The organism is Arenibacter sp. ARW7G5Y1, from assembly GCF_003201775.1.
Lineage (GTDB): Bacteria > Bacteroidota > Bacteroidia > Flavobacteriales > Flavobacteriaceae > Arenibacter.
In genome coordinates, this window is the sequence record NZ_QJJZ01000032.1 from 1 (window position 1) to 25,308 (window position 25,308).

Annotated in this window: 20 protein-coding genes and 1 tRNA gene; 14 read left to right on the forward strand and 7 right to left on the reverse strand. The window is 40.9% G+C overall.

Annotated features, from left to right (window positions below; translation table 11 throughout):
• A partial coding sequence (locus C7972_RS23270) for a transposase (protein ID WP_146216268.1) occupies positions 1 to 128 on the forward strand: 128 nt, incomplete at its 5' end.
• A 107-nt stretch (positions 129 to 235) separates the two neighbouring features.
• Here the strand turns inward: C7972_RS23270 and C7972_RS23275 are convergent.
• A tRNA-Asn gene (locus tag C7972_RS23275) sits at positions 236 to 309 on the reverse strand.
• Positions 310 to 413: 104 nt separating this feature from the next.
• Positions 414 to 1,730: an RIP metalloprotease RseP gene (rseP, locus tag C7972_RS23280; RefSeq protein ID WP_110358562.1), complete on the reverse strand. Its 1,317-nt coding sequence runs from the start codon at positions 1,728 to 1,730 to the stop codon at positions 414 to 416.
• A 162-nt stretch (positions 1,731 to 1,892) separates the two neighbouring features.
• Here rseP and C7972_RS23285 point away from each other — a divergent pair, with 162 nt between their 5' ends.
• The 5 genes from C7972_RS23285 (at position 1,893) to C7972_RS23300 (ending at position 7,185) form a co-directional block, all read left to right on the forward strand.
• Complete coding sequence (locus C7972_RS23285; protein ID WP_110358563.1) at positions 1,893 to 2,567, forward strand: SCO family protein; 675 nt, start codon at positions 1,893 to 1,895, stop codon at positions 2,565 to 2,567.
• 223 nt (positions 2,568 to 2,790) lie between these two features.
• Positions 2,791 to 3,033 carry a FeoA family protein gene (locus C7972_RS23290; RefSeq protein ID WP_103438986.1) on the forward strand — a complete coding sequence of 81 codons (243 nt, stop codon included), beginning with the start codon at positions 2,791 to 2,793 and terminating at the stop codon, positions 3,031 to 3,033.
• Positions 3,030 to 5,267: a ferrous iron transport protein B gene (feoB, locus tag C7972_RS23295; RefSeq protein WP_110358564.1), complete on the forward strand. Its 2,238-nt coding sequence runs from the start codon at positions 3,030 to 3,032 to the stop codon at positions 5,265 to 5,267. The genes C7972_RS23290 and feoB overlap by 4 nt, the downstream gene beginning before the upstream one ends.
• Before the next feature lie 95 nt (positions 5,268 to 5,362).
• Positions 5,363 to 5,512, forward strand: a complete 150-nt coding sequence (locus C7972_RS23995) for a hypothetical protein (RefSeq protein ID WP_181422988.1) — start codon at positions 5,363 to 5,365, stop codon at positions 5,510 to 5,512.
• A 140-nt stretch (positions 5,513 to 5,652) separates the two neighbouring features.
• The gene (locus tag C7972_RS23300) at positions 5,653 to 7,185 is read left to right on the forward strand and encodes a carboxypeptidase-like regulatory domain-containing protein (RefSeq protein WP_110358565.1); all 1,533 of its coding nucleotides are present in this window, start codon (positions 5,653 to 5,655) and stop codon (positions 7,183 to 7,185) included.
• Between the two features lie 3 nt (positions 7,186 to 7,188).
• On the opposite strand, the gene C7972_RS23305 is transcribed toward C7972_RS23300, so the two are convergent.
• From C7972_RS23305 to C7972_RS23320, 4 genes are read right to left on the reverse strand one after another with little or no spacing between them, the layout of a single operon-like run.
• The gene (locus C7972_RS23305) at positions 7,189 to 7,575 is read right to left on the reverse strand and encodes a DUF423 domain-containing protein (RefSeq protein WP_110358566.1); all 387 of its coding nucleotides are present in this window, start codon (positions 7,573 to 7,575) and stop codon (positions 7,189 to 7,191) included.
• A gap of 4 nt (positions 7,576 to 7,579) precedes the next feature.
• Positions 7,580 to 8,011, reverse strand: coding sequence for a hypothetical protein (locus C7972_RS23310; protein ID WP_110358567.1), 432 nt, complete (start codon positions 8,009 to 8,011; stop codon positions 7,580 to 7,582).
• A gap of 44 nt (positions 8,012 to 8,055) precedes the next feature.
• Positions 8,056 to 8,877 carry a ZIP family metal transporter gene (locus C7972_RS23315; RefSeq protein ID WP_110358568.1) on the reverse strand — a complete coding sequence of 274 codons (822 nt, stop codon included), beginning with the start codon at positions 8,875 to 8,877 and terminating at the stop codon, positions 8,056 to 8,058.
• A 2-nt stretch (positions 8,878 to 8,879) separates the two neighbouring features.
• Positions 8,880 to 9,536: a metal-dependent transcriptional regulator gene (locus C7972_RS23320; RefSeq protein WP_110358574.1), complete on the reverse strand. Its 657-nt coding sequence runs from the start codon at positions 9,534 to 9,536 to the stop codon at positions 8,880 to 8,882.
• A 79-nt stretch (positions 9,537 to 9,615) separates the two neighbouring features.
• Between C7972_RS23320 and C7972_RS23325 the strand changes: the two genes are divergently transcribed.
• The 4 genes from C7972_RS23325 to C7972_RS23340 all read left to right on the forward strand — a co-directional run bounded on the left by C7972_RS23325 (position 9,616) and on the right by C7972_RS23340 (position 17,132).
• Positions 9,616 to 11,919 carry a TonB-dependent receptor gene (locus tag C7972_RS23325; RefSeq protein WP_110358569.1) on the forward strand — a complete coding sequence of 768 codons (2,304 nt, stop codon included), beginning with the start codon at positions 9,616 to 9,618 and terminating at the stop codon, positions 11,917 to 11,919.
• Between the two features lie 5 nt (positions 11,920 to 11,924).
• Positions 11,925 to 12,413, forward strand: coding sequence for a thioredoxin family protein (locus C7972_RS23330; RefSeq protein WP_110358570.1), 489 nt, complete (start codon positions 11,925 to 11,927; stop codon positions 12,411 to 12,413).
• Between the two features lie 88 nt (positions 12,414 to 12,501).
• On the forward strand, positions 12,502 to 13,656 hold the full coding sequence (locus C7972_RS23335) for a lycopene cyclase family protein (protein ID WP_110358575.1): 1,155 nt from the start codon (positions 12,502 to 12,504) through the stop codon (positions 13,654 to 13,656).
• Between the two features lie 65 nt (positions 13,657 to 13,721).
• Positions 13,722 to 17,132 carry a HEAT repeat domain-containing protein gene (locus C7972_RS23340; RefSeq protein ID WP_110358576.1) on the forward strand — a complete coding sequence of 1,137 codons (3,411 nt, stop codon included), beginning with the start codon at positions 13,722 to 13,724 and terminating at the stop codon, positions 17,130 to 17,132.
• Positions 17,133 to 17,160: 28 nt separating this feature from the next.
• Here C7972_RS23340 and C7972_RS23345 read toward each other — a convergent pair whose 3' ends face one another.
• Positions 17,161 to 18,135, reverse strand: a complete 975-nt coding sequence (locus tag C7972_RS23345; protein ID WP_110358577.1) for a polyprenyl synthetase family protein — start codon at positions 18,133 to 18,135, stop codon at positions 17,161 to 17,163.
• A gap of 160 nt (positions 18,136 to 18,295) precedes the next feature.
• Here C7972_RS23345 and C7972_RS23350 point away from each other — a divergent pair, with 160 nt between their 5' ends.
• From C7972_RS23350 to C7972_RS23365, 4 genes are read left to right on the forward strand one after another with little or no spacing between them, the layout of a single operon-like run.
• A complete protein-coding gene (locus C7972_RS23350) occupies positions 18,296 to 18,901 on the forward strand; it encodes a TetR/AcrR family transcriptional regulator (RefSeq protein ID WP_110358571.1) in 606 nt (201 codons plus the stop codon).
• A 43-nt stretch (positions 18,902 to 18,944) separates the two neighbouring features.
• On the forward strand, positions 18,945 to 20,285 hold the full coding sequence (locus C7972_RS23355) for a TolC family protein (protein WP_110358578.1): 1,341 nt from the start codon (positions 18,945 to 18,947) through the stop codon (positions 20,283 to 20,285).
• A gap of 22 nt (positions 20,286 to 20,307) precedes the next feature.
• Complete coding sequence (locus C7972_RS23360) at positions 20,308 to 21,477, forward strand: efflux RND transporter periplasmic adaptor subunit (protein ID WP_110358572.1); 1,170 nt, start codon at positions 20,308 to 20,310, stop codon at positions 21,475 to 21,477.
• A 7-nt stretch (positions 21,478 to 21,484) separates the two neighbouring features.
• The gene (locus C7972_RS23365) at positions 21,485 to 24,973 is read left to right on the forward strand and encodes an efflux RND transporter permease subunit (protein ID WP_110358573.1); all 3,489 of its coding nucleotides are present in this window, start codon (positions 21,485 to 21,487) and stop codon (positions 24,971 to 24,973) included.
• Positions 24,974 to 25,308: the final 335 nt, after the last annotated feature.

Below are 25,308 nucleotides of genomic sequence, written 5' to 3' on the forward strand. Positions count from 1 at the left end.
TTTTAAACAGAAGTACAAATGCTTCAGCAGAATCCTTTAATGCCAAAGTAAAGGCTTTTAGATCACAATTTAGGGGAGTCAGGAATACGGAATACTTCTTATATCGCTTGATTAAATTATATTCTTAAAATGGTAAAAACCCAGATTTCGGACTTGATCCGAAATGTTGTCCCTATGTTGTCCCCATGAAAAGAAAAAGGCCTTACGATTTCTCGCAAGGCCTATTCTCATTAAGCTCCCCCTCTTGGGCTCGAACCAAGGACCCTCTGATTAACAGTCAGATGCTCTAACCAACTGAGCTAAGGAGGAGTGTATTTTTATCGCCTAAGCGGGTGCAAATATAAATGTTTTTTCAAATACGCCAAACAAATAATGGCTGATTTGCACCTAAATTTCATAAATATTTAATTCCCCTACATAAACTTCTTGATGATATTCCAGATATCATTGCCGAATACCACTGCCATGAGCCCCATAAGTATAACGAAACCAATTATTTGACCCGTTTCCAAGACTTTTTCGCTTGGCTTTCTTCCTGAAATTATTTCGTATAACAAAAACATTACATGCCCCCCGTCCAATGCCGGAATAGGCAGAATATTTAAAAATGCCAACCAAACCGAGAACATGGCCATAAAATTCCAAAAGAAGGTCCAATTCCAAGTTTCCGGCATCAATTCCACAATTCCTATTGGCCCTTTCACCTGTTTGTAAGCACCCGTCTTGGTGTTGAAGATTACCTTAAACTGCCTTATTTGATCCGTCAATACCTGAATGGTACGTTTATAACCTGCCGGGATAGCTTCCAGGAAACTATAATTATCGGTAACCCTAAGATCGGTAATATCCAACTCTATCCCTATTTTGGCCTCTTCGGGAACCGTCAAACCCAAATGTTTGGTAGTCCCGTTCCTCAAAACGCTAATGTCCAATTCTTGATTGGCAGAGCTCTGAATTTTTGTTACCAATTCATCCCAAAACTCTGTAGACTCCCCATTTACCCCTATAATTGCATCTCCTGGCAACAAGCCCGCTTTTTCGGCTACAGAATTGGGAACCACTTTAGCGATAATCGCTTTTTTTCTGTAATCCAAGAAGTTCTTTCCCTGGGTTGCAAAAACGGTCTCCTTTCCTTCATCCGACAATGGTACGGTAATTTCCCGACCGTCCCTTTTAACCGTTACCTCATCCCCAAGTATGATATCTAAAACTGCCTCGTTGAATTTTCTGGTCTTCTTATCATCCACCATCAAAATTTGATCCCCGGTCTTCAACCCCAACTGTTCCCCTATGGAGTCTACCAGAATACCATATTTTAAATTATCGGACGGAATATAGGTATCACCATTACTTGCCAACATTGTAGTATAGATCACCCAAGCCAACAAAAAGTTTACAATAACCCCACCTGTCATAATAATTAAACGTTGCCATGCCGGCTTGGAGCGGAATTCCCAAGGCTGCGGCTCCTGCTTCATTTGCTCGGTGTCCATGCTCTCATCTATCATCCCCGCTATCTTTACATAGCCTCCTAAGGGCAACCAGCCAATTCCGTATTCCGTATCCCCTATTTTCTTCTTGAAAAGAGAAAACTTCACATCAAAAAATAAATAGAACTTTTCTACCTTGGTCTTAAAATATTTTGCCGGAAGAAAATGGCCCAATTCATGAAGAATTACCAAAATGGATATGATGAGTACAAACTGTACAATCTGTATTGTTATCGTCATTAAGTATTTTTTTAAACTTTAAAAACGCACAAAAGTACATTATTACATGGTCTTAAAAAAAAATCTATTCCCCCTAAGGGCCTTTTTAAGAAACATTTAGTAGGGATCACCGTTTAGTTACTTGAAATATATAGGTTTCTAACCTACCTTTGTCAAAAAAAAATGCGTTCGTTTTTTGCCAAATTTAAATTCTTCGGCATAGTGCTTCTGATAATATCGGGAGTAATCATTTCCCTCTTTTATAATGCCCTGCAACCTAAAAAAATACTGCCGGTATATCAACCTGCCATGGTTAATTTCGAATTGGTGGACAGCACCCTGCAACACGTTAAAAAATACCACACCATTGCCGATTTTGCCTTGACCAATCAGAACGGAAAATTGGTGACCCAAAAAGATTACGAGAACAAAATATATATTGCCGACTTTTTCTTTACTACCTGCCCTACTATTTGCCCCATTATGACAAAAAATATGGCCGGCCTTCAAGATAAAATTATGAACGACAAGGATGTTCTCCTGCTTTCCCATTCGGTGACGCCGGACATTGACTCCGTTCCCCAACTAAAAAAGTACGCCTTGGAAAAAGGGGTTATGGATAACAAATGGAATTTGGTCACCGGAGACAAGCAACAGATCTATGAACTTGCCCGAAAATCCTACATGGCCGTTAAGACCGATGGCGATGGAGGTCCATACGATATGATACACACAGAGAATTTTGTCCTAGTAGATAAGGAACGTAGGATAAGGGGATTCTATGACGGTACCAGTTCGGAAGACATGGAAAAATTACTAACCGATCTGGAAATATTGAAATCGAGCTACAAAGAATGACAATGTTCCCTAAGGCAATACAGTTAATTATAATGTAGTAATGATATGTGGCTTTTCCTATTCCAAAACCTTAATTCCCGGCTTTGTTTCTTTGAAAATAATAACTTCTACCCTTCATTCCGAAGCAACCGGACTTTTAAGCTTCAACTTTTTATTGTTTTACCTCCTTACTTCATCTTTTTCTTTTATTTTTGTGCTTAATTAAAATCAATCTAAATAAAAATTGACTACAACCGTAGCACATTTAAGGAGAGGGCAAAAGGGAATCATCAAGGAATTTGCCGATGGAATACTCCCTATTAAACTGTTGGAATTGGGTTGCCTCCCCGGCAACGAAATAGAATTGGTACAGGTGGCCCCTCTTAAAGACCCGATTTATATTAACGTTAACGGCACACATATAGCTATCAGACGTTCCATGGCTGCCTTAATAGAGTTAGAAATTATTGAAGATTCTCCACTATGAGCAAACAGATCAAGGTTGCGCTTATAGGCAATCCCAATACTGGTAAAACCTCGGTTTTTAACCAGCTTACCGGATTAAAACAAAAAGTTGGTAACTACCCGGGCATAACCGTAGAGAAAAAGGAAGGGGTCTGTAAACTTCCGCGTGGTGTAAAGGCCCATATATTGGATTTACCAGGGACCTACAGCCTTAATACCACCTCCCTGGATGAAAGTGTGGTGGTAGAACTTTTGCTCAACAAAAATGACAAGGATTTTCCGGACGTTGCCGTAGTCATCAGCGACGTGGAAAACCTAAAAAGAAACTTGCTTCTTTTTACACAAATCAAGGATCTTAAAATTCCTGTTATCCTGGTCATCAATATGGCCGACCGTATGTCCAGAACGGGTATTTCCCTGGATATAGAATTACTGGAAGAAAAGCTTGATACCAAAATTGCATTGGTAAGTACTAGAAAAGGTACGGGTATTGACCGAATTAAGGAATTGATCGCCGACTATAAAAACCTATCCATAACCCCCAATGTGGATACAACGGTAATTGCACCCGAGTATTTCGAAAAATTGAAATCAACCTTTCCAAAAGAAGATCTTTATAAACTATGGCTGGTAATTACACAGGATGTCAATTTTATGCCCATTGAAAAGAATCCAATTACCATTGCCGCCTCTTTTGCCACCAAATCCAAATCCGAGTTAAAAAGACTTCAACAGAAAGAAACCATTCTTAGGTATCAATTTATAAATGGCATCCTAAAGCAAGCCTATAAGGTAGACATAAATGCCGCCAAAGGTCTCAGGGCCACCTTGGACAAGATTTTGACCCATAAAATATTCGGATATCTTATCTTTTTCGTTATCCTATTGACAATATTTCAAGCCATTTATGACTGGAGCAGTTACCCAATGGATTTTATTGATGAATCCTTTGCTTCTGCCAGTGAATGGGTAAAGGACTCATTGCCTCCTGGCGTATTTACCGATTTGATAGCGGAAGGAATTCTCGCCGGAATAGGAGGGATCGTTATTTTTATTCCCCAAATAGCCTTTTTGTTCTTTTTTATTGCCCTCTTGGAGGAATCTGGCTATATGAGCCGGGTTGTATTTTTAATGGACAAATTGATGCGCCCGTTTGGTTTAAGCGGCAAGAGCGTTGTCCCTTTAATATCGGGAACGGCCTGTGCAATTCCTGCTATTATGGCTACTAGGACCATTGAGAACTGGAAGGAGCGACTTATTACCATTTTGGTAACCCCCTTTACCACCTGCTCGGCCCGGTTACCGGTATATTTGATCATTATTGCCCTGGTTATACCCGAAGGAAGGTTTTTGGGACTAAGCTATCAGGCATTGACCTTAATGCTCCTATACCTTATAGGATTTGGAGCAGCTATATTTTCTGCGATGATCTTGAACAAGATCATGAAGATCAAGAGCAAGACCTTTTTTGTCATGGAAATGCCCAATTACAAGCTCCCACTCGTCAAGAACGTTATTTATACCGTTTGGGAAAAAACCAAAAGCTTTGTATTGGGAGCCGGTAAAATTATTTTGGCCATCTCCATCATATTGTGGTTTTTGGGGTCCAATGGGTTTTCGGATAATTTTGCCAATGCCGAAGAAATTGTAAGGGAGCAAATTGAAAAACAAGGGTTTTCGGATTTCAACAACACCAATATTGAAAGTACCTTGGCTTCCTATAAATTGGCCTTACAGGATAGCATTGGAAAAAATGTCTATGCTATGGATCAGGCAGCATTACAAGATTCTATAAGATTAAAGGAAATCACCTTACAGGAAAAGGCCACCAATCAGGAAATTGCCAGTTATAAACTGGAAAACTCCTATATGGGCTATATGGGCAAGGCTATAGAACCTGTGGTGCGCCCATTGGGTTACGATTGGAAAATTGGTATTGCGGTCCTTACTTCCTTTGCGGCAAGGGAAGTCTTTGTTGGCACCTTGGCTACCATCTATAGTGTGGGCAGTGATGAGGAGGATACCATTAAAAATAGAATGGCGGCCGAAATAGATCCAAGAACAAAAAGGCCCCTATTTAATTTGGCCTCTGGCATTTCCCTCTTGCTTTTCTATGCCTTCGCCATGCAGTGCATGAGTACATTGGCCATAGTAAAAAGGGAGACAAATACCTGGAAATGGCCAGCTGCACAACTGGTATTTATGAGTCTTTTTGCGTATATTGTAGCTTTGATAGCCTACCAACTTTTAAAGTAATCAGGATATTAAAAAAAGAAAAAATATAACGGACCATGGTTCCAATAGGTAAATAATTACTTTTATCTGTTCCAGGTTCAAAACGAGTAACAACAATGAGTATTCTTCAACACATACTGGTCTATATCACAGTAGCCTTGGCATTCGGGTATCTCGTAAAGAAATTCCTGTTGCCAAAATCTTTGTTTGCAGGAAAAAAACGCAGTTCCAAAACCTGTGGTGATGGGGATTGTGGTTGCCATTAATCTTCTAATACTGCCTATCCAATATAGTAAACACCCATTGCGATTGGCAGAGAAACTGTAAAATTGTGTCTTAAATTATTCACAAGTCCATTGCATTCAGAAATCCAATTCCTTAATTTGGTGTTCATTAGATGACTTGTATGCGCAATTTTAAGACCTTATTCCCTTTTGTTTTGGCAGCCTTCGGATTCAACTGCATTCAGGCCCAAGTTGTTACCTCCGTTGTAAAAGACTCCGCTACCCAACAACCTATTCCATACGCTACAATTTTACTGGCCAATAAAAAAGGGGTAATTACCAATGAGGAAGGACGTTTTAGTTTACTATTGGACCCAAACACCAAGGAAACCGACTCCCTTTTTATTTCGTGCATGGGTTATGAAAGTTTGGGCAAGCCATTGAACGAATTTAAGGAAAGCGTTATTTTTCTAAGTGCAAAACCCATCGCACTAAATCCTGTAATAGTCAGCAACAAACAATATACTGCGGAAGAACTCATTGAACAGGTAAAAATCAATATCGACAGAAATTACAGTACCAATCTCACCAAAAAACGAGTGTTTTTCAGGGATTCCTACCATCAAAACCTCACCAAATCCAATTACACCTTTAAAGAATCCACCATAGATGCCCTCAACGAGAGATTCTTGGACAGTGTACTAAATTCCATACCAAGGAAATCCAGTCGTTACACTGAGATTCTGGGCGACTTTTATGGGAATTATGAAAAGGACAATCAAAAGCTTACACTGATTAAAGCTTCGGAACTTTATGATAAGCAAAGTGAATTGGACCTCACATCGTTGGAAGAAAAGTTCAATGACATTCTAAAGAAAAACATAAAGCCCGATTCCTATTTCAAAATTAAATCGGGCTTATTTGGCACCAAAGTGGACGCGGACGAATTTATGACCTTCAAAACCGATTCTACCGATGCCGAGGCCCTGAAAAAGGAACTGGCAGAAAAGAAAAAAAAGGAGGAAGACCGCAAGAAGAATTTTGCTTCCTTTAAAAAGGGAAGTTTGGGGAAAATTATGGAAAAACAATTCTTTCTAAAAGATTCCGACCTCAACTTCATCAACAAAGACAATCGCTACCATTTTAAAATGATAGATTTTACCTATTGGGGAGATGATGCTGTGTATATTTTGGAATTTGAGCCAAAAAGGGGTGCGGACTACAAGGGCAGGCTATATATCAATGCCGATGATTTTGCCATTATCCGCTTGGATTACAACAACGTTAAATCTTTAAGAACCTTCAAGCTTTTAGGGATTTCCTTGGACCAATATTTGGACAGGGGCAAAATGATCTTCTCTAAAAATGAAGATGGTTTTTATCATTTACGATATTTGGAAGAAGAAATGGGGGCTAAAGTTGGTATAAAAAGACCTTTAAAGATTATTGAACTCAACAAACGAGTAAAAGGAAGGAACAAACAAAATGAGCTTTATTTAAAATTGGATATGGCAAGCAGTGGCATCAATAAGCATGAACTGATCCTTTTCGACACCCAAGAAATAACCTCACAGGAATTCAATGCAATTAAGGAGGACAACAGCGTACTACCCACGTACATGCCCAACTACGATCCAGAATTTTGGAAGGGATATAACATATTGGAGCCCAACCAGGCCATTAAGGATTTTACGGCCCAAGTAGAGGTTGATTAGATGCTACACTAAATTCTGAACAAAGGAATAGAGCATAAATGTCCATCCTATTACCAATAACAATCCACCCAACGGGGTTATTGGCCCCAGAAATTTTAGCTTTTTTCCTTTGGCAGCACTAATGGAAAGTCCATAAATACTAAAGGAAAATAGAAATACCCCCATAATAAGGCAATAAACCATATAACGTTCCAAGGTAGTTTCAAGATTAAAATTAAATCCTATTACCAGCAATAAAATGGCATGGTACATTTGATACTTCACCCCTGTTTCAAAGCTTTTTAACTGTTGTTCGTTCATGGTCTTTTTTAAGGCATGTGCCCCAAAGGCACCAAAAACTACCGCTAAAAGACCGTATAGGGAGCCCATTACATGTACTAAAAGAACCATAGAGCTATTTTTTAGGGGGATTAATTTTGTTGGATAAAAACCGATACATTGCTTCGGTTTCCGTACTATCGGGCATGTTTAAAAATAGTTTCATGGAATCTTGATATACCAACCTTATTTTGGGCTGGGAAAGTCGGTCCACATAAACGTACACCTTATTTTTACTTAGACTATCCTCTTTAAAAACACCCTTTTCCCTTTCCTTAACGGAAAATCCATTGATGCGTTCCATGGAAGGTATCTTTTCCACCATGGTAACACTATCCATTTCTACATATGGGATTTTAACGAAATAGATTCCGGATAATATTTCCAACTCCTCCTTTTCTGTCTTTATCCAATTTTTGTAATGTGCCGTAAATGCCAAGGCTACAACAATTATCGTAATTACGATTAGCAAGTTGAGCAACCAATGTTTTTTTTCAGTATTTCCCATAATTTAAATGAAGATAGAGATTACAACAATCAAACCAAAATATTTCAACTTAGGCCCACATCGAGCGTCATCATAATTATAAATCCCCCTATAAAACCCATGGTGGCTATATCCGTATACTTATCCTGTTGGGTTTCCGGGATTACCTCTTCCACCACAACAAATATCATAGCCCCTGCCGCAAAAGCTAGTGCATAGGGCAAAATAGGTTGAAAAGTAAGAACCGCCCAAGCCCCCAATACTGCAGCGATAGGCTCTACCAAAGCTGAAGCCTGACCGTACATAAAGCTCTTTCTTCTACTTAGGCCCTGCCGTCTTAACGGCATGGCAACAGCAAAACCTTCGGGGAAATTCTGAAGCCCAATTCCAAGTGCCAGGGCAACCGCCCCTCCAATGCTGGCCCCTTCAAAACCAGCGGCCACACCGCCAAACAATACCCCAACAGCAAGTCCTTCAGGTATATTGTGCAAGGTGATTGCCAAAGTTAATAAAGTGGTTCTATGCCAAGGGGTTTTAATCCCTTCCTTTTCATTTTCCTTAAAATTGATATGCAAATGCGGCAAAACCTTATCCAAGCCAAAAAGAAACAATGCCCCCATAAGAAATCCAACCGCTGCCGGAACAACTTTTACAAACCCTTCCCCAGGGCTCATTTCTATTCCCGGGGCCAAAAGACTCCAAAAACTGGCCGCTACCATAACACCCCCGGTAAAGCCCAACATACCATCCAACACTGCTCTGTTCATGGTCTTAAAGAAAAAGACCAGGGCAGCTCCCAAAGCCGTTAATCCCCAAGTAAATAAAGTGGCATAAAAAGCAGCCAAAATGGGGTCAATAGCTTCAAAATAATCAATAACCTCCTTCATAATTATTCTCTTGCTTTAATATATAAATTGGAAGCAATGACATGTGAAATTTGCATTTTTCTACCATCAATTTCAATATTCAACGAACCGTCGAACTCTTCAATTTCAATTACCTTTATCCGGTTTCCCAAAGCTATGCCGTTTTTATCCAAAAATTTTAAAAAGGTAGCGGAGGAGTCCTTGACCCCAACACATACACCTCCCGTATTTACCGGAACTTCACTCAACAACTCCCTATCCCGTTCCTTAAATCCACCATTCTTATCAGGTATGGGATCTCCGTGTGGATCAAACTTGGGAAATGCCAAAAGTCTATCAAGACTATCAATTAGTTTGTCGCTCTTAATATGTTCCAATTGCTCCGCCACTTCGTGCACCTCATCCCAGGAAAAATCCAACTTCTCCACTAAAAATACTTCCCAAAGCCTATGCTTTCTAATAATATTCAACGCCGTTTTGTTACCCAAGTCGGTTAAGGAAACCCCCTGGTAACGCTTGTAGTTCACCAGATCCTTTTCGGACAGTCTCTTGATCATATCCGTAACCGAAGAAGGTTTGGTTTCCATTAGTTCGGCAATAGCATTGGTGGCTACTTCCTGGGTACCCTTTCTTCCCAAATGAAAAATAGTTTTTATATAGTTTTCTTCCGAACGTGTCATTAAATACTTCTTTATACAAAAATACATTTTTATTTATAAAAACAAATTTTTAGATTTGTCTAAAATTAATTTTACACCAATGAAAAATATATTGTTGTCCAGTCTTCTTTTACCTCTTTTAAACCTTTATTCACAAACCACAACCCTAGCAGGTAAGGTCATGTCCCAAGGAAAAGCTTTACCCTGGGCCACTATACAACTTAAGGATACACAGATAGGCTCCACTACCAATGAAGCGGGACAGTACCTCCTTGAAGCGCCTTATGGAACCTATACCGTGGAATGCAAAAGCATAGGATACAAAGCCGTGCAAAAAATAATTACCCTTAACAACTCCCTTCCTTTGCAATTGAATTTTCAATTGGATGAAGATGTTATGGGCCTGGAACAAGTAGTGGTTACGGGTACCCGCACCGACAAAAGACGAACCGACTCCCCTGTAATCGTAAATTTGATCAACAGCAAAACCCTGGATAAGGTGGTGGCAAGTAACCTGTCCGAAGGCCTTAGATTTCAACCTGGCCTCCGCATTGAAACCGATTGCCAAACCTGCAATTATACCCAATTGCGTATAAACGGGCTCCAAGGAGGTTATTCCCAAATTCTTATCAACGGGAGGCCCATATTTAGTCCCCTTACCGGCTTATATGGCATGGAGCAGATTCCTGTCAATATGATAGAGCGGATCGAAATAGTCCGTGGTGGCGTCTCGGCCCTATATGGGTCCAGTGCCATTGGGGGAACCGTAAACGTGATGACCAAGATTCCAAGGCAAAACGATTATTCCCTCACCTATACCTATCAAAGTATTGGCAACAATAGTGACGACCACCTTCTTGTAGGAAATGCAACCGTAGTAAACACCAAAAGAAATGCCGGAGCCACTTTCTTCGTCAGTAAGCGGGACCGTGACACCTATGATGCCAATGGTGATAATTTTTCCGAGCTGCCGCAGCTAACAAACAACTCCTTTGGTGCCAATTTCTTTTACATTCCCCAAGAAAACCAAAAACTGGAAGCGAGTATAAGCAGTATCAATGAATATCGCTATGGAGGTGAAATGGTGGACAAACCCGCCCACTTGGCCCTGCAGTCGGAAGAAAGGACCCATAACGTACTCATGGGCAGTTTGGACTATCAAATTAATTTTAATGAAGAAAAGAGTGCTTTGATTCTTTACTATGGCGGTCAATATACAGATCGCGATCATTATACGGGCATAATCCCGGATGAAGAACCCCAATTGGGCCAGTTTTATGCGGACCCTCCCTATGGCATTTCCAATGTTAGCACACATCAGGGAGGGCTACAATACAATCATAGATTCAATACCTTTTTAGGAGGCAAGTCTGTATTCACCTTTGGCTCGGAGTATGTATATGACGAGGTTTTGGATGTAATTGAAGCCTACAATTACAAAATAGGCCAGACCACAAGAAACCTCGGCGGTTTTATCCAAAATGATTGGGACATAACCAAAGATTTGAATTTTCTTTCCGGATTTAGAATAGACCATCACAACCTCGTGGACAGGGCCATTATAAGTCCTAGACTTGCTTTATTGTACAAATGGAAAAAAGAGACACAATTAAGACTGGGTTGGGGCACAGGTTTCAGGGCTCCGCAAGCGTTTGATACCGATTTGCATATCGCTTTTGCCGGAGGTGGTATTTCACGCATATCCCTATCGGATACATTAAAGGAAGAGCGCTCCAACAGTTTTACGGCATCAGTGAATTACGACAAGGCCAAGGAACATTTTATTGCAGGTTTCACCCTAGAGGGATTCTATACCCATTTAAATGATGCCTTTTATCTTTATCCATTGGGAGAAGACCAATTTGGTGAACGTTTCGAAAAAAGAAACGGTAGCGGTGCCACTGTAAAAGGGATAACCTTGGAGACAAGGGCGAATTTTGATTATTTGTTTCAAATCGATGCAGGTTTAACCCTTCAATCCAGCCTCTACGATAATGCCGTGGAAAATATTGAAGGTTTGGAGGGAAAAAGGGCATTTTTGAGAACTCCAAACCACTATGGTTACGCCACCTTTACCTATACACCCACCAAAAAATGGAGCGCCAGTGCCAATATAGTACATACAGGCCCCATGGAATTGGTTCATTTTGGTGGGGAGGAAACCGGGCAGGCACTGGACGAATATAGCAAGTCCACCAACTTCACGGAACTAAGCCTAAGACTTGGCCACAACTTTGAATTTCCGAATATTGAAACGGGAATGGAGGTTTTCGGAGGGGTGAAAAATTTGACGAATGCCTACCAGAACGATTTCGACCTGGGCAAAAACAGGGATAGTAATTACGTCTATGGCCCAGGAGCACCCAGAACCGTTTTTGTTGGACTAAGGATCAAATCATTGTAAGAAGTATGAATAGAAGGCTTACTTTATGGATATTCTTGGGCCTAACCACTTTTGGCTCCTGCATTACTTATGCCCAAGCCAACACCGAGGTACAATGGATCAGCTTCGAGCAGTTGCACGATTCCCTTAAGGTGCATCCCAAAAAAGTATTTATCGATTTCTATGCGGCTTGGTGTTCCCCCTGCCTAAAAATGGACGAGGTAGCGTTCAAAGACCCCAAGGTAGTCCACAAACTCAACAAAGACTATTATGCCGTGAAAATGAATGTGGAAACAACCGACACCATAATTTTTGGACAACAAAGCTTCACCAATAAAAAAAGCAATAAACGCAATCCAATGCACGAAATTCCCCTTCTGTTATCCAGCAGAAAAAATGCCCCCTTTACCTTGCCCGCAATAGTTTTAATGGATTCCACCTTTAAAGCCCAAGCGCGATATTTCCAATATTTGGACGCGGAACAATTGCTCTCAATACTTGAAAAAACACCATAATCAAAGGCACACTTTTACCATTCTAGTAAATGTATGTTCTATAAATAGAATTTGTACTTTTGGAAATATCCTGTATCAAAAAGAGACCATGTCCAAGGCCACATACGATTACATTATTATTGGTGCCGGTGCTTCCGGTCTGCTATTGGCCGACGCACTGGGGAAGGATAGTTTCTTTTCGGAAAAATCAATTCTTTTGTTGGACAAGGACTTGAACAAACCCAATGATCGCACCTGGTGTTTTTGGGAAAAGGGCAGGGGTGCATTTGATGCCATTCTACACAAAACCTGGGACCATATTTTTGTAGGGGATGATCATTATTCCAAACGCACACCCATTGCCCCCTATGAATATAAGATGATTCGCGCAGAGGATTTTTACCATGCGTATCGGGACAAAATTAATCACCACGCCAACATCACTTTTTTAGAAGGGAACGTAAAAAATATTAAGGATATGGGCCATGAAGTTATGGTCTCCACTGATGCTGATACGTTTAAGGGCAAAAGAATATTTAATAGTATTTTTGATTATAAGCCACTGTTAAAACAAACCAGATACCCCGTTCTAAAGCAACATTTTATAGGCTGGTTTGTAAAAACCTCCAAGCCTACCTTTGATAGGAACCAGGCTACTTTTATGGATTTTTCCGTCCCGCAAAAAGGAAATACCCGTTTTATGTATGTACTGCCATTTTCCGAAACGCAAGCTTTGGTGGAATACACTTTGTTTTCCAAAGAGGTACTCCCTGATCACGAATATGACGAAGCTATAAAAACATATCTTAATGATGATCTAAATTGTAAGGAATACGAAATAATAGAAAAGGAAAAAGGAAGTATCCCCATGAGCTGCTATGATTTTAACCTTCACAATAGCACAAACATGTTACATATCGGGGTTGCAGGGGGATGGGCCAAGCCCAGTTCCGGCTATACATTTATGCGGACGGTTCATAAAACACAGGCCTTAATCCCCTTTTTAAAAAAGGACAAACCCCTAAATACCTTTTCAAAGAGGGACCGATTTTGGTTTTACGACCTCCTTTTATTGGATATTTTATACAAGGACAACCATAAGGGGCGGTTAATTTTTGGACAATTGTTTAAAAATCGGACCCCACAAAAAATCTTTGCCTTTTTAGATGAAAAATCTACAATTTGGCAAGACCTAAGCATTATTTTGGCCTGCCCCAAAAAAGAGTTTATCAAAGCCTTTGTGCGCAGGATATTTTTAATTTAACAAGCATTATTTTACAATACTGATATATACACGTATATTTTACAATTTATAAAATGATAACTCCTATGCGCACCATATTTTTCCTCAGAACTGCCTTAATTCTATCTTTTTTTGGCCTTTTTGCCATTTCCTGCAATAAAAAACCCCAACAACCACAAGAACCCTTATTGGTTATAAAGGAAGATACGGCAACGGCCCGAACCAGATTTAAGGAAATAAGGGAAAATGTACCGGCCCAAGTCGCGGATGGGTTAACCCTCTCTTTATGGGCTTCGGATTCACTGGCTCCGGATCCGGTGGCCATGTCGGTGGACGACTATGGAAACATTTACCTTACCAGGACCAATCGCCAAAAAAATTCAGAATTTGATATTAGGGGATTTAGACATTGGATGACACCCTCCATTGCCATGCAATCCGTGGAGGATAGAAAAAACTTCCTGCACCAAACCTTCGCCACCGAAAAAAGTGCTGAAAACGAGTGGCTAAAGGACCTGAACAAGGATAGTATCCATGATTGGCGAGACCTTACGGTACAAAAAGAGGAAATATGGAAGTTAGAAGATCAAAATGCTACTGGTTATGCTAATATGGCGACTAGAATTCTGAACGATTTTCACGAAGAAAAATCGGACGTTGCCGGAGCTTTGTTGGTTAGAAAAAATGATATGTTCGTTGGTATTGCCCCGGATATGTGGAGAATTACCGATGAGGATGGAGATGGCGTAATGAACGATAAAACTTCCATTTCCCATGGATATGGGGTTCATATAGGTTTTGGTGGTCACGGAATGTCGGGAGCCATTGAAGGCCCTGACGGAAGAATTTATTGGGGTATTGGGGATATAGGTGCCAATATTACCACTGCTGATGGGATACATCACAAATACCCAAATCAGGGGGTTATTGTCCGATCCAATCCCGATGGCAGCGATTTTGAAGTTTTCGCGGCCGGTGTGCGTAACACCCACGAATTTGTATTTGACGAATACGGTAATATTATTACTGCGGACAATGACGGGGACCACCGCGGAGAAAGTGAACGCTTGGTATATATAGTGGAAGGATCGGATGCAGGTTGGCGCTCTAACTGGCAATATGGCAAATACACCGACCCCAAAAACAATGGGTACAATGTTTGGATGGATGAAAAACTATTCGTTCCACATTGGGAGGGTCAGGCCGCCTATATTATACCGCCCATTATGAACTTTCACAATGGGCCTACAGGAATGGCCTACAACCCGGGCACCGCCTTGGGCAAGGAATGGAAAAATAAATTCTTTCTGGTAGAGTTTGTTGGCAATCCCAGTAGATCACATATATGGAGTTTCGACCTTAAACCGAAAGGTGCCTCCTTTGAACTAAATAAGGAACAAGATATTTTAAGTGGAATCCTACCTACGGGAATTCGTTTCGCCCCCGATGGTGCTCTTTATATTGCAGATTGGATGAACGGTTGGGATACCAAAAATTATGGTCGTGTATGGAAATTGGATGTTGCTGAGCACAAAAATGACCTGAAAGCGGAACGTATGGAAACTGAGCGATTAATGACTTTGGACTATACAGATCAAAACATTGACAAATTGATCCAATTCCTTTCTTATCCCGATATGCGCATTCGCCAAAAAGCCCAGTTCGAACTGGCAGATAGGGATAACAAGGGCTACAAAGCCTTTGTAACTGCCATTGATCAAAAGGAAAACCAACTGGCCCGAATCCATGCAATTTGGGGCATAGGGCAGTTGGCACGAAAAAAAATGGAAAGGGCCCAACCCTTATTGAACCTTTTAAAGGATAATGACCCGGAAATTGTGGCACAGACCGCCAAAATTTTGGGTGATGTTAAATATAACAATGCGGGCAAGGAATTCATTTCCCTACTTAAACACGAAAATGCACGGGTACGATTTTTCGCCGCCCAAGCCCTGGGTAGGATTGCGGAAAAAAATGCAGTTGAGCCACTTTTGACCATGCTGGAAGCTAATAAGGACGAAGACCTCTATCTAAGACATGCCGGGGTACTGGCATTATCAAGAATAGGGGAAGTTGCACCAATTGTTGCCCTGGCCCATAGCAAAAACAGAAGTTTACGTATTGCCGCTGTATTGGTTTTAAGAAGATTACAGAATGAACAGGTGGCCTTATTTTTAAAGGACCAGGATGAGTATATTGTTACTGAGGCCGCTAGGGCAATAAATGATGATTGGTCCATTGTACCTGCCCTGCCTGCCTTGGCCGCCTTGCTGAAAGAAGAAAGATTTACCTCAGAACCATTGTTGAGAAGAAGTATCAATGCCGCACTTAGGGTTGGAGGAGATAGGGAGCTGGACCTACTGATCGACTTTGCACGTAGAACAACTGTCTCCAGCACCTTAAGGGGTGAAGCATTGGCCGCCATAGGTTCTTGGGCCTCCCCTTCCGTTTTGGATAGGGTGGACGGACGATATAGGGGCGAAATTAATAGGGATGCCCTTGCCGTTAAACAGGGAATAGAAAAATATATCTCCGAATTTTTAAAGGATAAAAATCCTACTATTTTGGTGGCTGCGGCCAAGTCCATAAGTGCCCTCGAGATAGAAGGTTACAATTCCAAATTGGCAACTATCATGAAAAGTCATGCTTCCCCAGAGGTACGGTCTGCTATGTTAACCGCACTTGGCGCTTTAAATTACGCCAATATTGAAGAGGCCATGAGAATCGGGATGGCAGATAAAGATAGGGATGTGCGTACCGTAGCCGTAGGTTTGGTAACCCAAGTAGATATCCCCAAAGAAAAATTGCCCGCTATTGTAGAGCCCATATTTAAAAGTGGATCTATTAATGAACAACAAAAAATGTTGAGTGTATTGGGAGAAATGTCGATTGAAAAAAGCAAGGACGTCCTAAGTTCCCTAATAAAACAGGGTAATAACAAAAAACTTTCCAATGGAGTTATCTTGGATTTAACAGAGGCTGTTGAGGCTACCCAATCCGAAGAGCTTATTGCTCAATTGGACATCTTAAAAGCCCATGGAGACGGTATGGAGGCTTATACCGAGACGCTTAATGGAGGAAATAGAAGGGCAGGTTTTCAGTATTTTAATACCAATTCGGCCGGACAGTGCGTTAGATGCCACGCCCTTGGTGGTGCCGGAGGAACTGTGGGTCCTGCTTTGGACAATATAGGTAATATTTTGGACAGGGAACAGCTACTTGAAGCCTTGATCAATCCAAGCGCACGTTTGTCCCCAGGGTATGGAATGGTTACCGTTACACTAAAGGACGGACAAACAGTTACGGGAATATTGGAAGAAGAAACCGAGGATGAGTTAATATTAAGGACTTCGGATGCGGAACCCATGGAAATTGCCTTGTCCAGGATAGACAAAAGACAAAATATGGCCTCGGGGATGCCACCCATGGGGAGCATTATGTCCAAAAGGGAAATTAGGGATGTAATAGAATTTTTGACCAATTTGAAAAAGGATTGACCAGACCCCAATAATATACTATACCATCTTAAACCTCACGATTCATTAAGGCAGTGCCAAACTGCCTTAATAGGTCCTTTTTCCCTGGTTCCAGTTTCAGCTTTTCCAAGGTTTTGAAGGCCCTATCGGTATAACTCTTTATTTCTTCAATAGTTCTAGATACTGCTCCTGTCTCTTCAAACAATTCCTTTACGGTGGATATTTTGTCGGTGGGGTCCATAGGTTTAATGGAAAACAGGTGTTCCAATTCCTGTGCCTGCTTCAAGGTTCCCATTTCCAAGGCTTTTAAATACAAATAAGTCTTTTTATTCTCAATTATATCGCCCCCAATCTGCTTTCCAAAGCTCTCTGGATCCCCAAAAGCATCCAAATAATCGTCCTGCAATTGAAAAGCAATACCTAGATTCTTTCCAAAGTCATATATTAAATCTTGCAAATCGTCTGGTCTCCCTGCAATTATAGCTCCCATTTTCATGGCCGCTGCCACCAATACTGCAGTTTTATTTTGGATCATGATCAGGTATTCCGGAATTGTAACATCTTCCCTGCTCTCAAAATCCACGTCATATTGCTGACCTTCACACACTTCCAAGGCGGTCTTACCGAACAATTTCATTAATTTTTTATAGGTGGCATCAGGATAACTTTCCAACAACTGATAGCTATATATCAACATGGCATCCCCGGAAAGGATCCCCGTATTCAAGTCCCACTTTTTATGCAGTGTTTGCTGCCCCCTTCTCAATGGCGCCCCATCCATAATATCATCATGAACCAAAGAGAAGTTGTGAAATACCTCTATGGCCAACGCAGCGTCCAGGGCCTTTATATAATCGCCCCCAAAAATATCAGTGGTCATTAATGTCAATACCGGCCTTAATCGCTTCCCGCCTAAATTTAAGATATAGGAAATCGGCTCATATAGATGTAGCGGTTCCTTAACTTTCACTTTTTTTTCCATATGGGCCAAAAACTCGGACCTATATTGTTCAATACTCTGCATAATGGCAATTTTATTCAAAAATACATTAAAAGGAATCACCTACCATAGGGAAACAATTACCGACGCAAAAAGAAAGTGAAAGTCCAAAATGTTAAGAAAACGTAAAACTTAGGAAACTTTTTTTGTTTTATAAGTTTCCAATACTATCTTTGCCTGCTCTATGAAAGAAAAAATTTTGGAAAAGGCAACGGATATGTTTTTGAATCTCGGATTCAAAAGCGTTACCATGGACGATCTGGCGAATGAAATGGGAATATCAAAAAAAACGATTTATACCCATTTCGAAAATAAAACAAAATTGGTGCAGGAATGCACTTTTAGTCTAATGGGCCAAATAAATTCAGGTGTAGAATTGATATGTGCCAATTTAAAGAATCCTATAGAGGAACTGTACGATATTAAAAAATTTGTCATTTCCCACTTAAAGGATGAAAAATCTTCCCCCCAATATCAATTGCAGAAATACTATCCTAAAATTTTTGCCAATCTTAGGAAAAAGCAATACGAGATTATGCAAGACTGCACCGTAAACAATATTAAAAGAGGATTGGAGCTAGGCATATACAGGGAGAATTTAAATGTAGAATTTGTATCGCGTATCTATATTTCGGGAGTGGCCAGTATTAAAGATGACCGCTTTTTTCCAGAGGGCAATTTCTCCGCAAAAGAGTTACAGGATTATTTTCTGGAATATCATTTGCGTGGAATTGTAACACCAAAGGGCAGAAAGATACTAAATGATATCATTGATTCTACACATGAATAAAAACAGATTAATGAACCACTCAAAAAACACTAACTATAACAACATGAAAAACAGTCTTTTAGCACTCTTTGTGCTATTTACAGCTACTTGTTCCTATGCACAGGAACAAACATATAGCTTCACCCTGGAAGAAGCTATCGACTTTGCCCTTGAAAATAATTACAGTGCCATTAATGCCGATCGGGATCTGTTGGATGCCAAAAAGCAAAAATGGGAAACCATTGCTACGGGGCTTCCGCAAATTAATGGAGCCGTAAGCTATCAAAATCAACTAAAGCAACCTGTATCGTTATTGCCCGGTGAATTAGCGGGCCAAGAGCCTGGAACCTTTATTCCCATTGTTTTTGGACAACCACAAACTGCCAGTGCCACTGCAACATTGAAACAACAGATATTTGACGGATCTTATCTTGTTGGAATTCAGGCGGCAAAAACCTTTATTGCCTATAGCGGCAACTACAAGGAAAAGACAGAATTGGAGGTACGCACTGCTGTTGTTGAAGCCTATGGCAATGTGCTATTATCGCAGGAAAGCGTTGCCATCTTGGAAAAAAACAAGGCAAACTTGGAAAAGAATCTCTTTGAGACCCAAAAACTCTTCGAAAATGGCCTCGGCGATGAAGAAAGCGTTGAGCAATTGCAAATTACCCTATCCTCTATTGACAATCAACTAAAGAACTCCTTGAGGCTCCAGACCATTACCTTACAGATGTTAAATTTAATTATGGGACTGGATATAGACGCCCCTACCAAATTAAATGAAACCCTATCCGATCTGGCCCAGGAACAAATCCGTTTAAATCTTTTGGAGGAAGATTTGGTAATTGACAACAATATCGACTTTAAAATAGTTACCAATCTTAACCAGCAAAGGGAATTGGAGCTTAAACTTCAGAAAAGTTTGGCCTTACCCACCTTAAATGCTTTTGTGAATTATGGAAGTACTTCCTACAGTGACAAATTCAACTTTTTTAGTAATGATACGGATTGGTTCGATTCGTCCGTACTGGGATTGGATTTGCATATTCCCATCTTCAGTTCCTTAGGAAGAAGTGCAAAAACGGCCAGGGCAAAAATAGCTTTGGAAAAAGCAAGGACCCAATTGTCCGAGACCGAACAAAATATTCGGTTACAACACCAAACAGCCAAGAGCAACTATCTCTTTTCCATTGAGCAGTATAACACTGCCAGCGAAAATTTGGCCTTGGCAGAGCGTATTGAAAAGAAAAACGAAATAAAATATGCGGAAGGACTTGCCTCCAGCTTTGAGCTAAGACAGGCGCAAACGCAATTGTACTCTGCACAACAGGAATACTTGCAATCCATGGTAGAGGTCATCAACAAGAAAACGGCATTGGAAACGGTACTTAACAGTAAACTATAACATCAACCTAGAACAAACAACTATGAACAAAATATTTCAAATATTCGTATTGGGAACCCTATTGGTTTCTTGTGGAAACGACAATCAACAAACGGTCGACGATCTTATCTCAGCAGCTGACCTCAATGCTCTGAGAGCCAAAAAAAGCGAACTTTTCGAACAACAAAAAGTGCTGGAAAACGAAATGAAAAAACTGGATTCGGTAATAGGCTCCATGAGCGGAAATGAAAACCTTCCCCTGGTGACCACAGTTATAGCCAATACCCAAAAATTTGACCACTACCTTGACCTACAAGGGGACGTAAAAACAAAACAGAATGTACTGATCTATCCAGAGATGCAAGGTGTATTGCAAAGGGTATATGTAAAGGAAGGGCAACAGGTTAGCAAGGGTCAAATCTTGGCCACTATAGATGATGGCGGTATGGGCAGCCAGCTGGAGCAACTAAAAACCCAGGCCCAATTGGCAAAGACCACCTTTGAGCGCCAAAAAAGATTGTGGGAACAAAAAATAGGTTCCGAGATTCAGTATTTACAGGCCAAGACCAACTATGAGGCATCCGAAAATACGGTTAAGCAAATGGAGAGCCAATTAGGCAAGTCCACCATTAGGGCTCCTTTTTCCGGAATTATAGATGATGTAATAAAGGACCAGGGAACAGTGGTGGCCCCCGGTGCTGGATCAGAAATTTTCAGAATAGTGAACCTTTCCGATATGTATATAGTAGTGGAGGTACCGGAAACCTATCTTGGCAGTATACAAAATGGAAAGGAAGCCAAAGTTTATTTCCCAGTCCTAGGCGATAGTATTATGACCAATATTAGGCAAACAGGAAACTTTATAAATCCCGGCAATAGGTCTTTTACGGTTGAAATCCCTGTACCCAACAAGTCTGGGACCATTAAGCCCAATTTGAGCGCCAAGGTACAATTGAACGATTATACCAGCGAAAATGCCATTCTTATTCCACAAAGTATTGTTTCAGAAAATGCGGATGGAGAGCAGTATGCCTACGTAGCCGAAGACTTAAATGCGGAAAACGAGGCAGTAGTCAAAAAGATTATCATCACCACGGGCAAGACCCAAAATGGTTTTGTGGAGGTTCTCTCGGGAATCAGTACTGGAAATCATATCATTAAAGAAGGCGCCCGAAGCGTTAAAGATGGTCAAAAAGTAAAAGTTTTAAACTAACAAGTCCATGAGCAAACTACAAAAAAACGCAGACAAGGAATTTAGCTTATCGTCATGGGCTATAGATAACCCGTCGGTTATATATGTAATGATCGGTATCTTCTTATGGATCGGGTTTTCATCCTATTTGGCCATGCCCAGGGAAGACTTCCCCGAAATCATTGAAACCAAGATCTATATAAGCACCCCCTATCCTGGTAATACAGCGGAGGATATTGAGAGATTGATAACGGATCCCTTGGAGGATGAACTAAAGAATATTAGCAATGTGGTGGAAATCATTTCTACCTCGCAGGAGGATTATTCCATTATTACTGTTGAGTTCGACGAAGAGATTACCGTTGAAGCGGCAAAACAAAAGGTAAAGGATGAGGTTGATGGTGAAAAAGCAAGTGAAGACTGGCCTACCTTTAACGGGGCCAAAGTAGAACCCAATGTGTTCGACCTTAATTTTTCCGAAGAAGTTCCTATCATGAACATCAACTTTACCGGGGATTATCCTGTAGAGAAATTAAAGGAATATGCCGAATATCTGCAGGACGAAATTGAAAATCTCCCAGAAGTAAAAAAAGCCGATATTCGTGGAGCACAGGAAAAAGAAGTGGAAGTAGCGGTGGACGTGTATAGAATGATGGCGGCCAAGGTTAGTTTTGACGACGTTATGCAGGCCATAGGCAATGGCAATATGACCATGTCCGCTGGTAATTTAAAAGTTGGTGGACAAAGGCGTACCATACGCATATTGGGCGAAATTGAAGATCCTAGCCAGCTGAACGAATTTGTGGTAAAATCGGATAATGGAGCGGTATATTTAAAAGATATCGCGACCGTTCATTTTGACGAAAAGGACAAAACTACCTACGCTAGGGAATTTGGCGAAAGTGTGGTGATGCTCGATGTAAAAAAGAGAGCAGGCCGAAATGCCATATCGGCATCGGATCAAATCAAGGAAATAGTCAAGACCACAAAGGCCAACTATTTTCCTCCGGACCTTCATATTTCCATAGCCAACGATTCATCAACAAGAACGCTCAACCAGGTAGATGACTTGGTCAACAATATTATTTTCGGAATTATTTTGGTGGTTGGGGTCTTAATGTTCTTCTTAGGCTTTCGCAATGCCCTTTTCGTTGGCTTTGCCATACCCATGTCCATGTTTATGTCTTTTATGATCCTGTCCTGGTTGGGCTACACTCTTAATACCATGATTCTATTCGGAATGATCATGGGCTTGGGAATGTTGGTAGACAATGGTATAGTGGTGGTAGAAAACGTGTATCGCCTAATGGACGAGGGAATGCCCCGTATTGAAGCTGCGAAAAAGGGAATTGGTGAAATTGCCTTTCCCATTATTATTTCAACTGCCACCACTGTAGCGGCCTTTGTGCCGCTTGGATTATGGCCAGGGATATTCGGACAGTTTATGATCTATTTTCCAATTACCTTATCGGTAGTTTTGGGATCCTCCCTGTTTGTAGCCATTTTTATGAACTCCATGCTGGTTTCCAACTTCATGGACACGAAGGAAAAAGAACTTACCTTAAAACAGCTGGTACGTATTAGTATTGTTATGGGAGGTCTTGGCTTATTGATCCTATTGTTCGGTGGGGCTATGAGAGGATTGGGCTCGGTAATGATCTTAACTGCAGCCATGTTTTGGGTATACAAATACGTATTGAAAAAATGGGCAGTACGCTTTCAAAAAAATACGATGACCCGTTTTGAAAACTGGTATGAGAAAAGATTGGTACATGCCTTAAGGGGAAGAAATGTTTACTGGTATTTTGGAATAACAGCGATGCTTTTAGTGGTTGTGTTTATGCTTTTTGGCATGTCTGTGGGCAGTGGAAGAACCAAAATAGAATTCTTTCCGGACAATATTCCCAATGAAATATATGTCTATATAGAATACCCAGAGGGTACTGCCATAGAAAAAACCAATGAAATTACCCTTGATATTGAAAAAAGGGTCTATAGTATTGTCAATGACGAGGCTTATTTTCACAATGGGGAAAACTTCATTGTTACCACCGCCGTATCCCAGGTTGGTGAAGGTGCCGGTAACCCCTTGGCCGATGGAGGTTCTTCGGCAGAGATGCCCCATAAGGGCAAAATCACCGTCAACTTCAGTGAATTTAAATATAGACGAGGTGTAAATACGGAGGAAATCCGTGCCAAGGTTCAATCCGGACTAAGTGGTATTTATCCCGGTGTGGCCATTTCCGTGGAAAAAGAGGCCAATGGCCCGCCAGCAGGTTATCCCATTAACATTGAATTGGAAGGGAAAGATTACAACCAACTGATCAATACCGCAGAGGATATCAGAAACTTTATCAATACCAAAAACATCGCCGGTATAGAAGAAATAAAGATAGATGTAAACAAAAGTAAACCTTCCATGCAAGTTGCCGTAGACCGTAAGAAGGCAGGTGAGCTAGGGGTTTCCGTAGGGCAGGTGGGGAACCAGTTGCGAAGGGCCCTTTTCGGCGAAAAGGCTGGGGTTTTTAAGGAAGATGGGGATGATTATGATATCAATGTCCGCTTTAGCGAAGATTTAAGATATAATAAAAGTGCCCTTTTTAACCAAAATATCATTTTTAGGGACCCGTCTACGGGCAAGATCAAGGAAATTCCTATTTCAGCCGTAGCCACCGAAAGAAATACCTCGGCCTTTAGTGCCATTAAACACAGGGACAATAAACGAGTGGTAACCGTCTATTCCGGACTTCAACCTGGATTTACGGATGCGGCGGCCATCGTAGCCGAGATTCAAAAGGAAATGGAAGAATTTAAAAACCTTCCTGCCGATATTAAAATAGACTATACCGGACAGATAGAAGAGCAAAACAAGCAGATGATGTTCTTGGTCGGGGCGTTTTTCACCGGTTTGGGACTTATTATGTTGATTTTGATATTTCAATTTGGCGGTATTTCCAAGCCATTGATCATTATGATTGCTATTTTCCTAAGTTTTATAGGGGTATTTGGAGGCCTGATGATTACCGGATGGTCTTTTGTAATCATGATGACGATGATGGGAATAATTTCCTTGGCAGGTATTGTGGTAAACAACGGGGTGGTTCTACTGGATTATACCCAGATACTCATAGACCGTAAAAAGGTAAAGCTTGGCATGGATGATAAGGCCCTTTTAACCAGGGAAGATGCAACAGAAGCTATTATTAAAGGAGGAAAGGCAAGGTTGAGACCCGTACTACTAACGGCAATAACCACCGTTTTAGGGTTGATTCCCCTGGCAATCGGTTTAAATATCGACTTCTTTGCCTTATTTTCAGAATTTAATCCGCACATCTACGTAGGTGGAGACAATGTGGTGTTCTGGGGTCCTTTGGCCTGGACAGTTATTTTTGGATTGATAGTGGCCACCTTCCTAACATTGATCATAGTACCTGTATTATTTAATATTACCTACAGGATAAAAATAGCCCTAAGGGGCAGTGGTGAGCCAAAAACTAAGGAAGTAGCAGCAGCTTAGGTTGTTGGCAACCCAATAGAAAAGAGCCTGTTTTGGTAAAACAGGCTCTTTTTTTGTTCTAGCCTCCTCCCTAATTCAGTCATTCCCCTCCCTTTGGCAGAGATACCCCATCACCCAAGTTATCTTAGGCTCCCAATCCAAGTCTGGTAAACCCGGCCAAATACCATGGATTTTGAAAGCCCGGTTATGGTCTAAAGCCACGCTCCCTTATTTGAACAATGAACAGCATGACCAACTGCGGGATCAATCCTAAAAGTTGTGTGTGAATTACAAAAACATATAATTTACTATCTCAAGTTTGTGTCCTGTTCATTTTTTGCATCGCCCAAAAAACG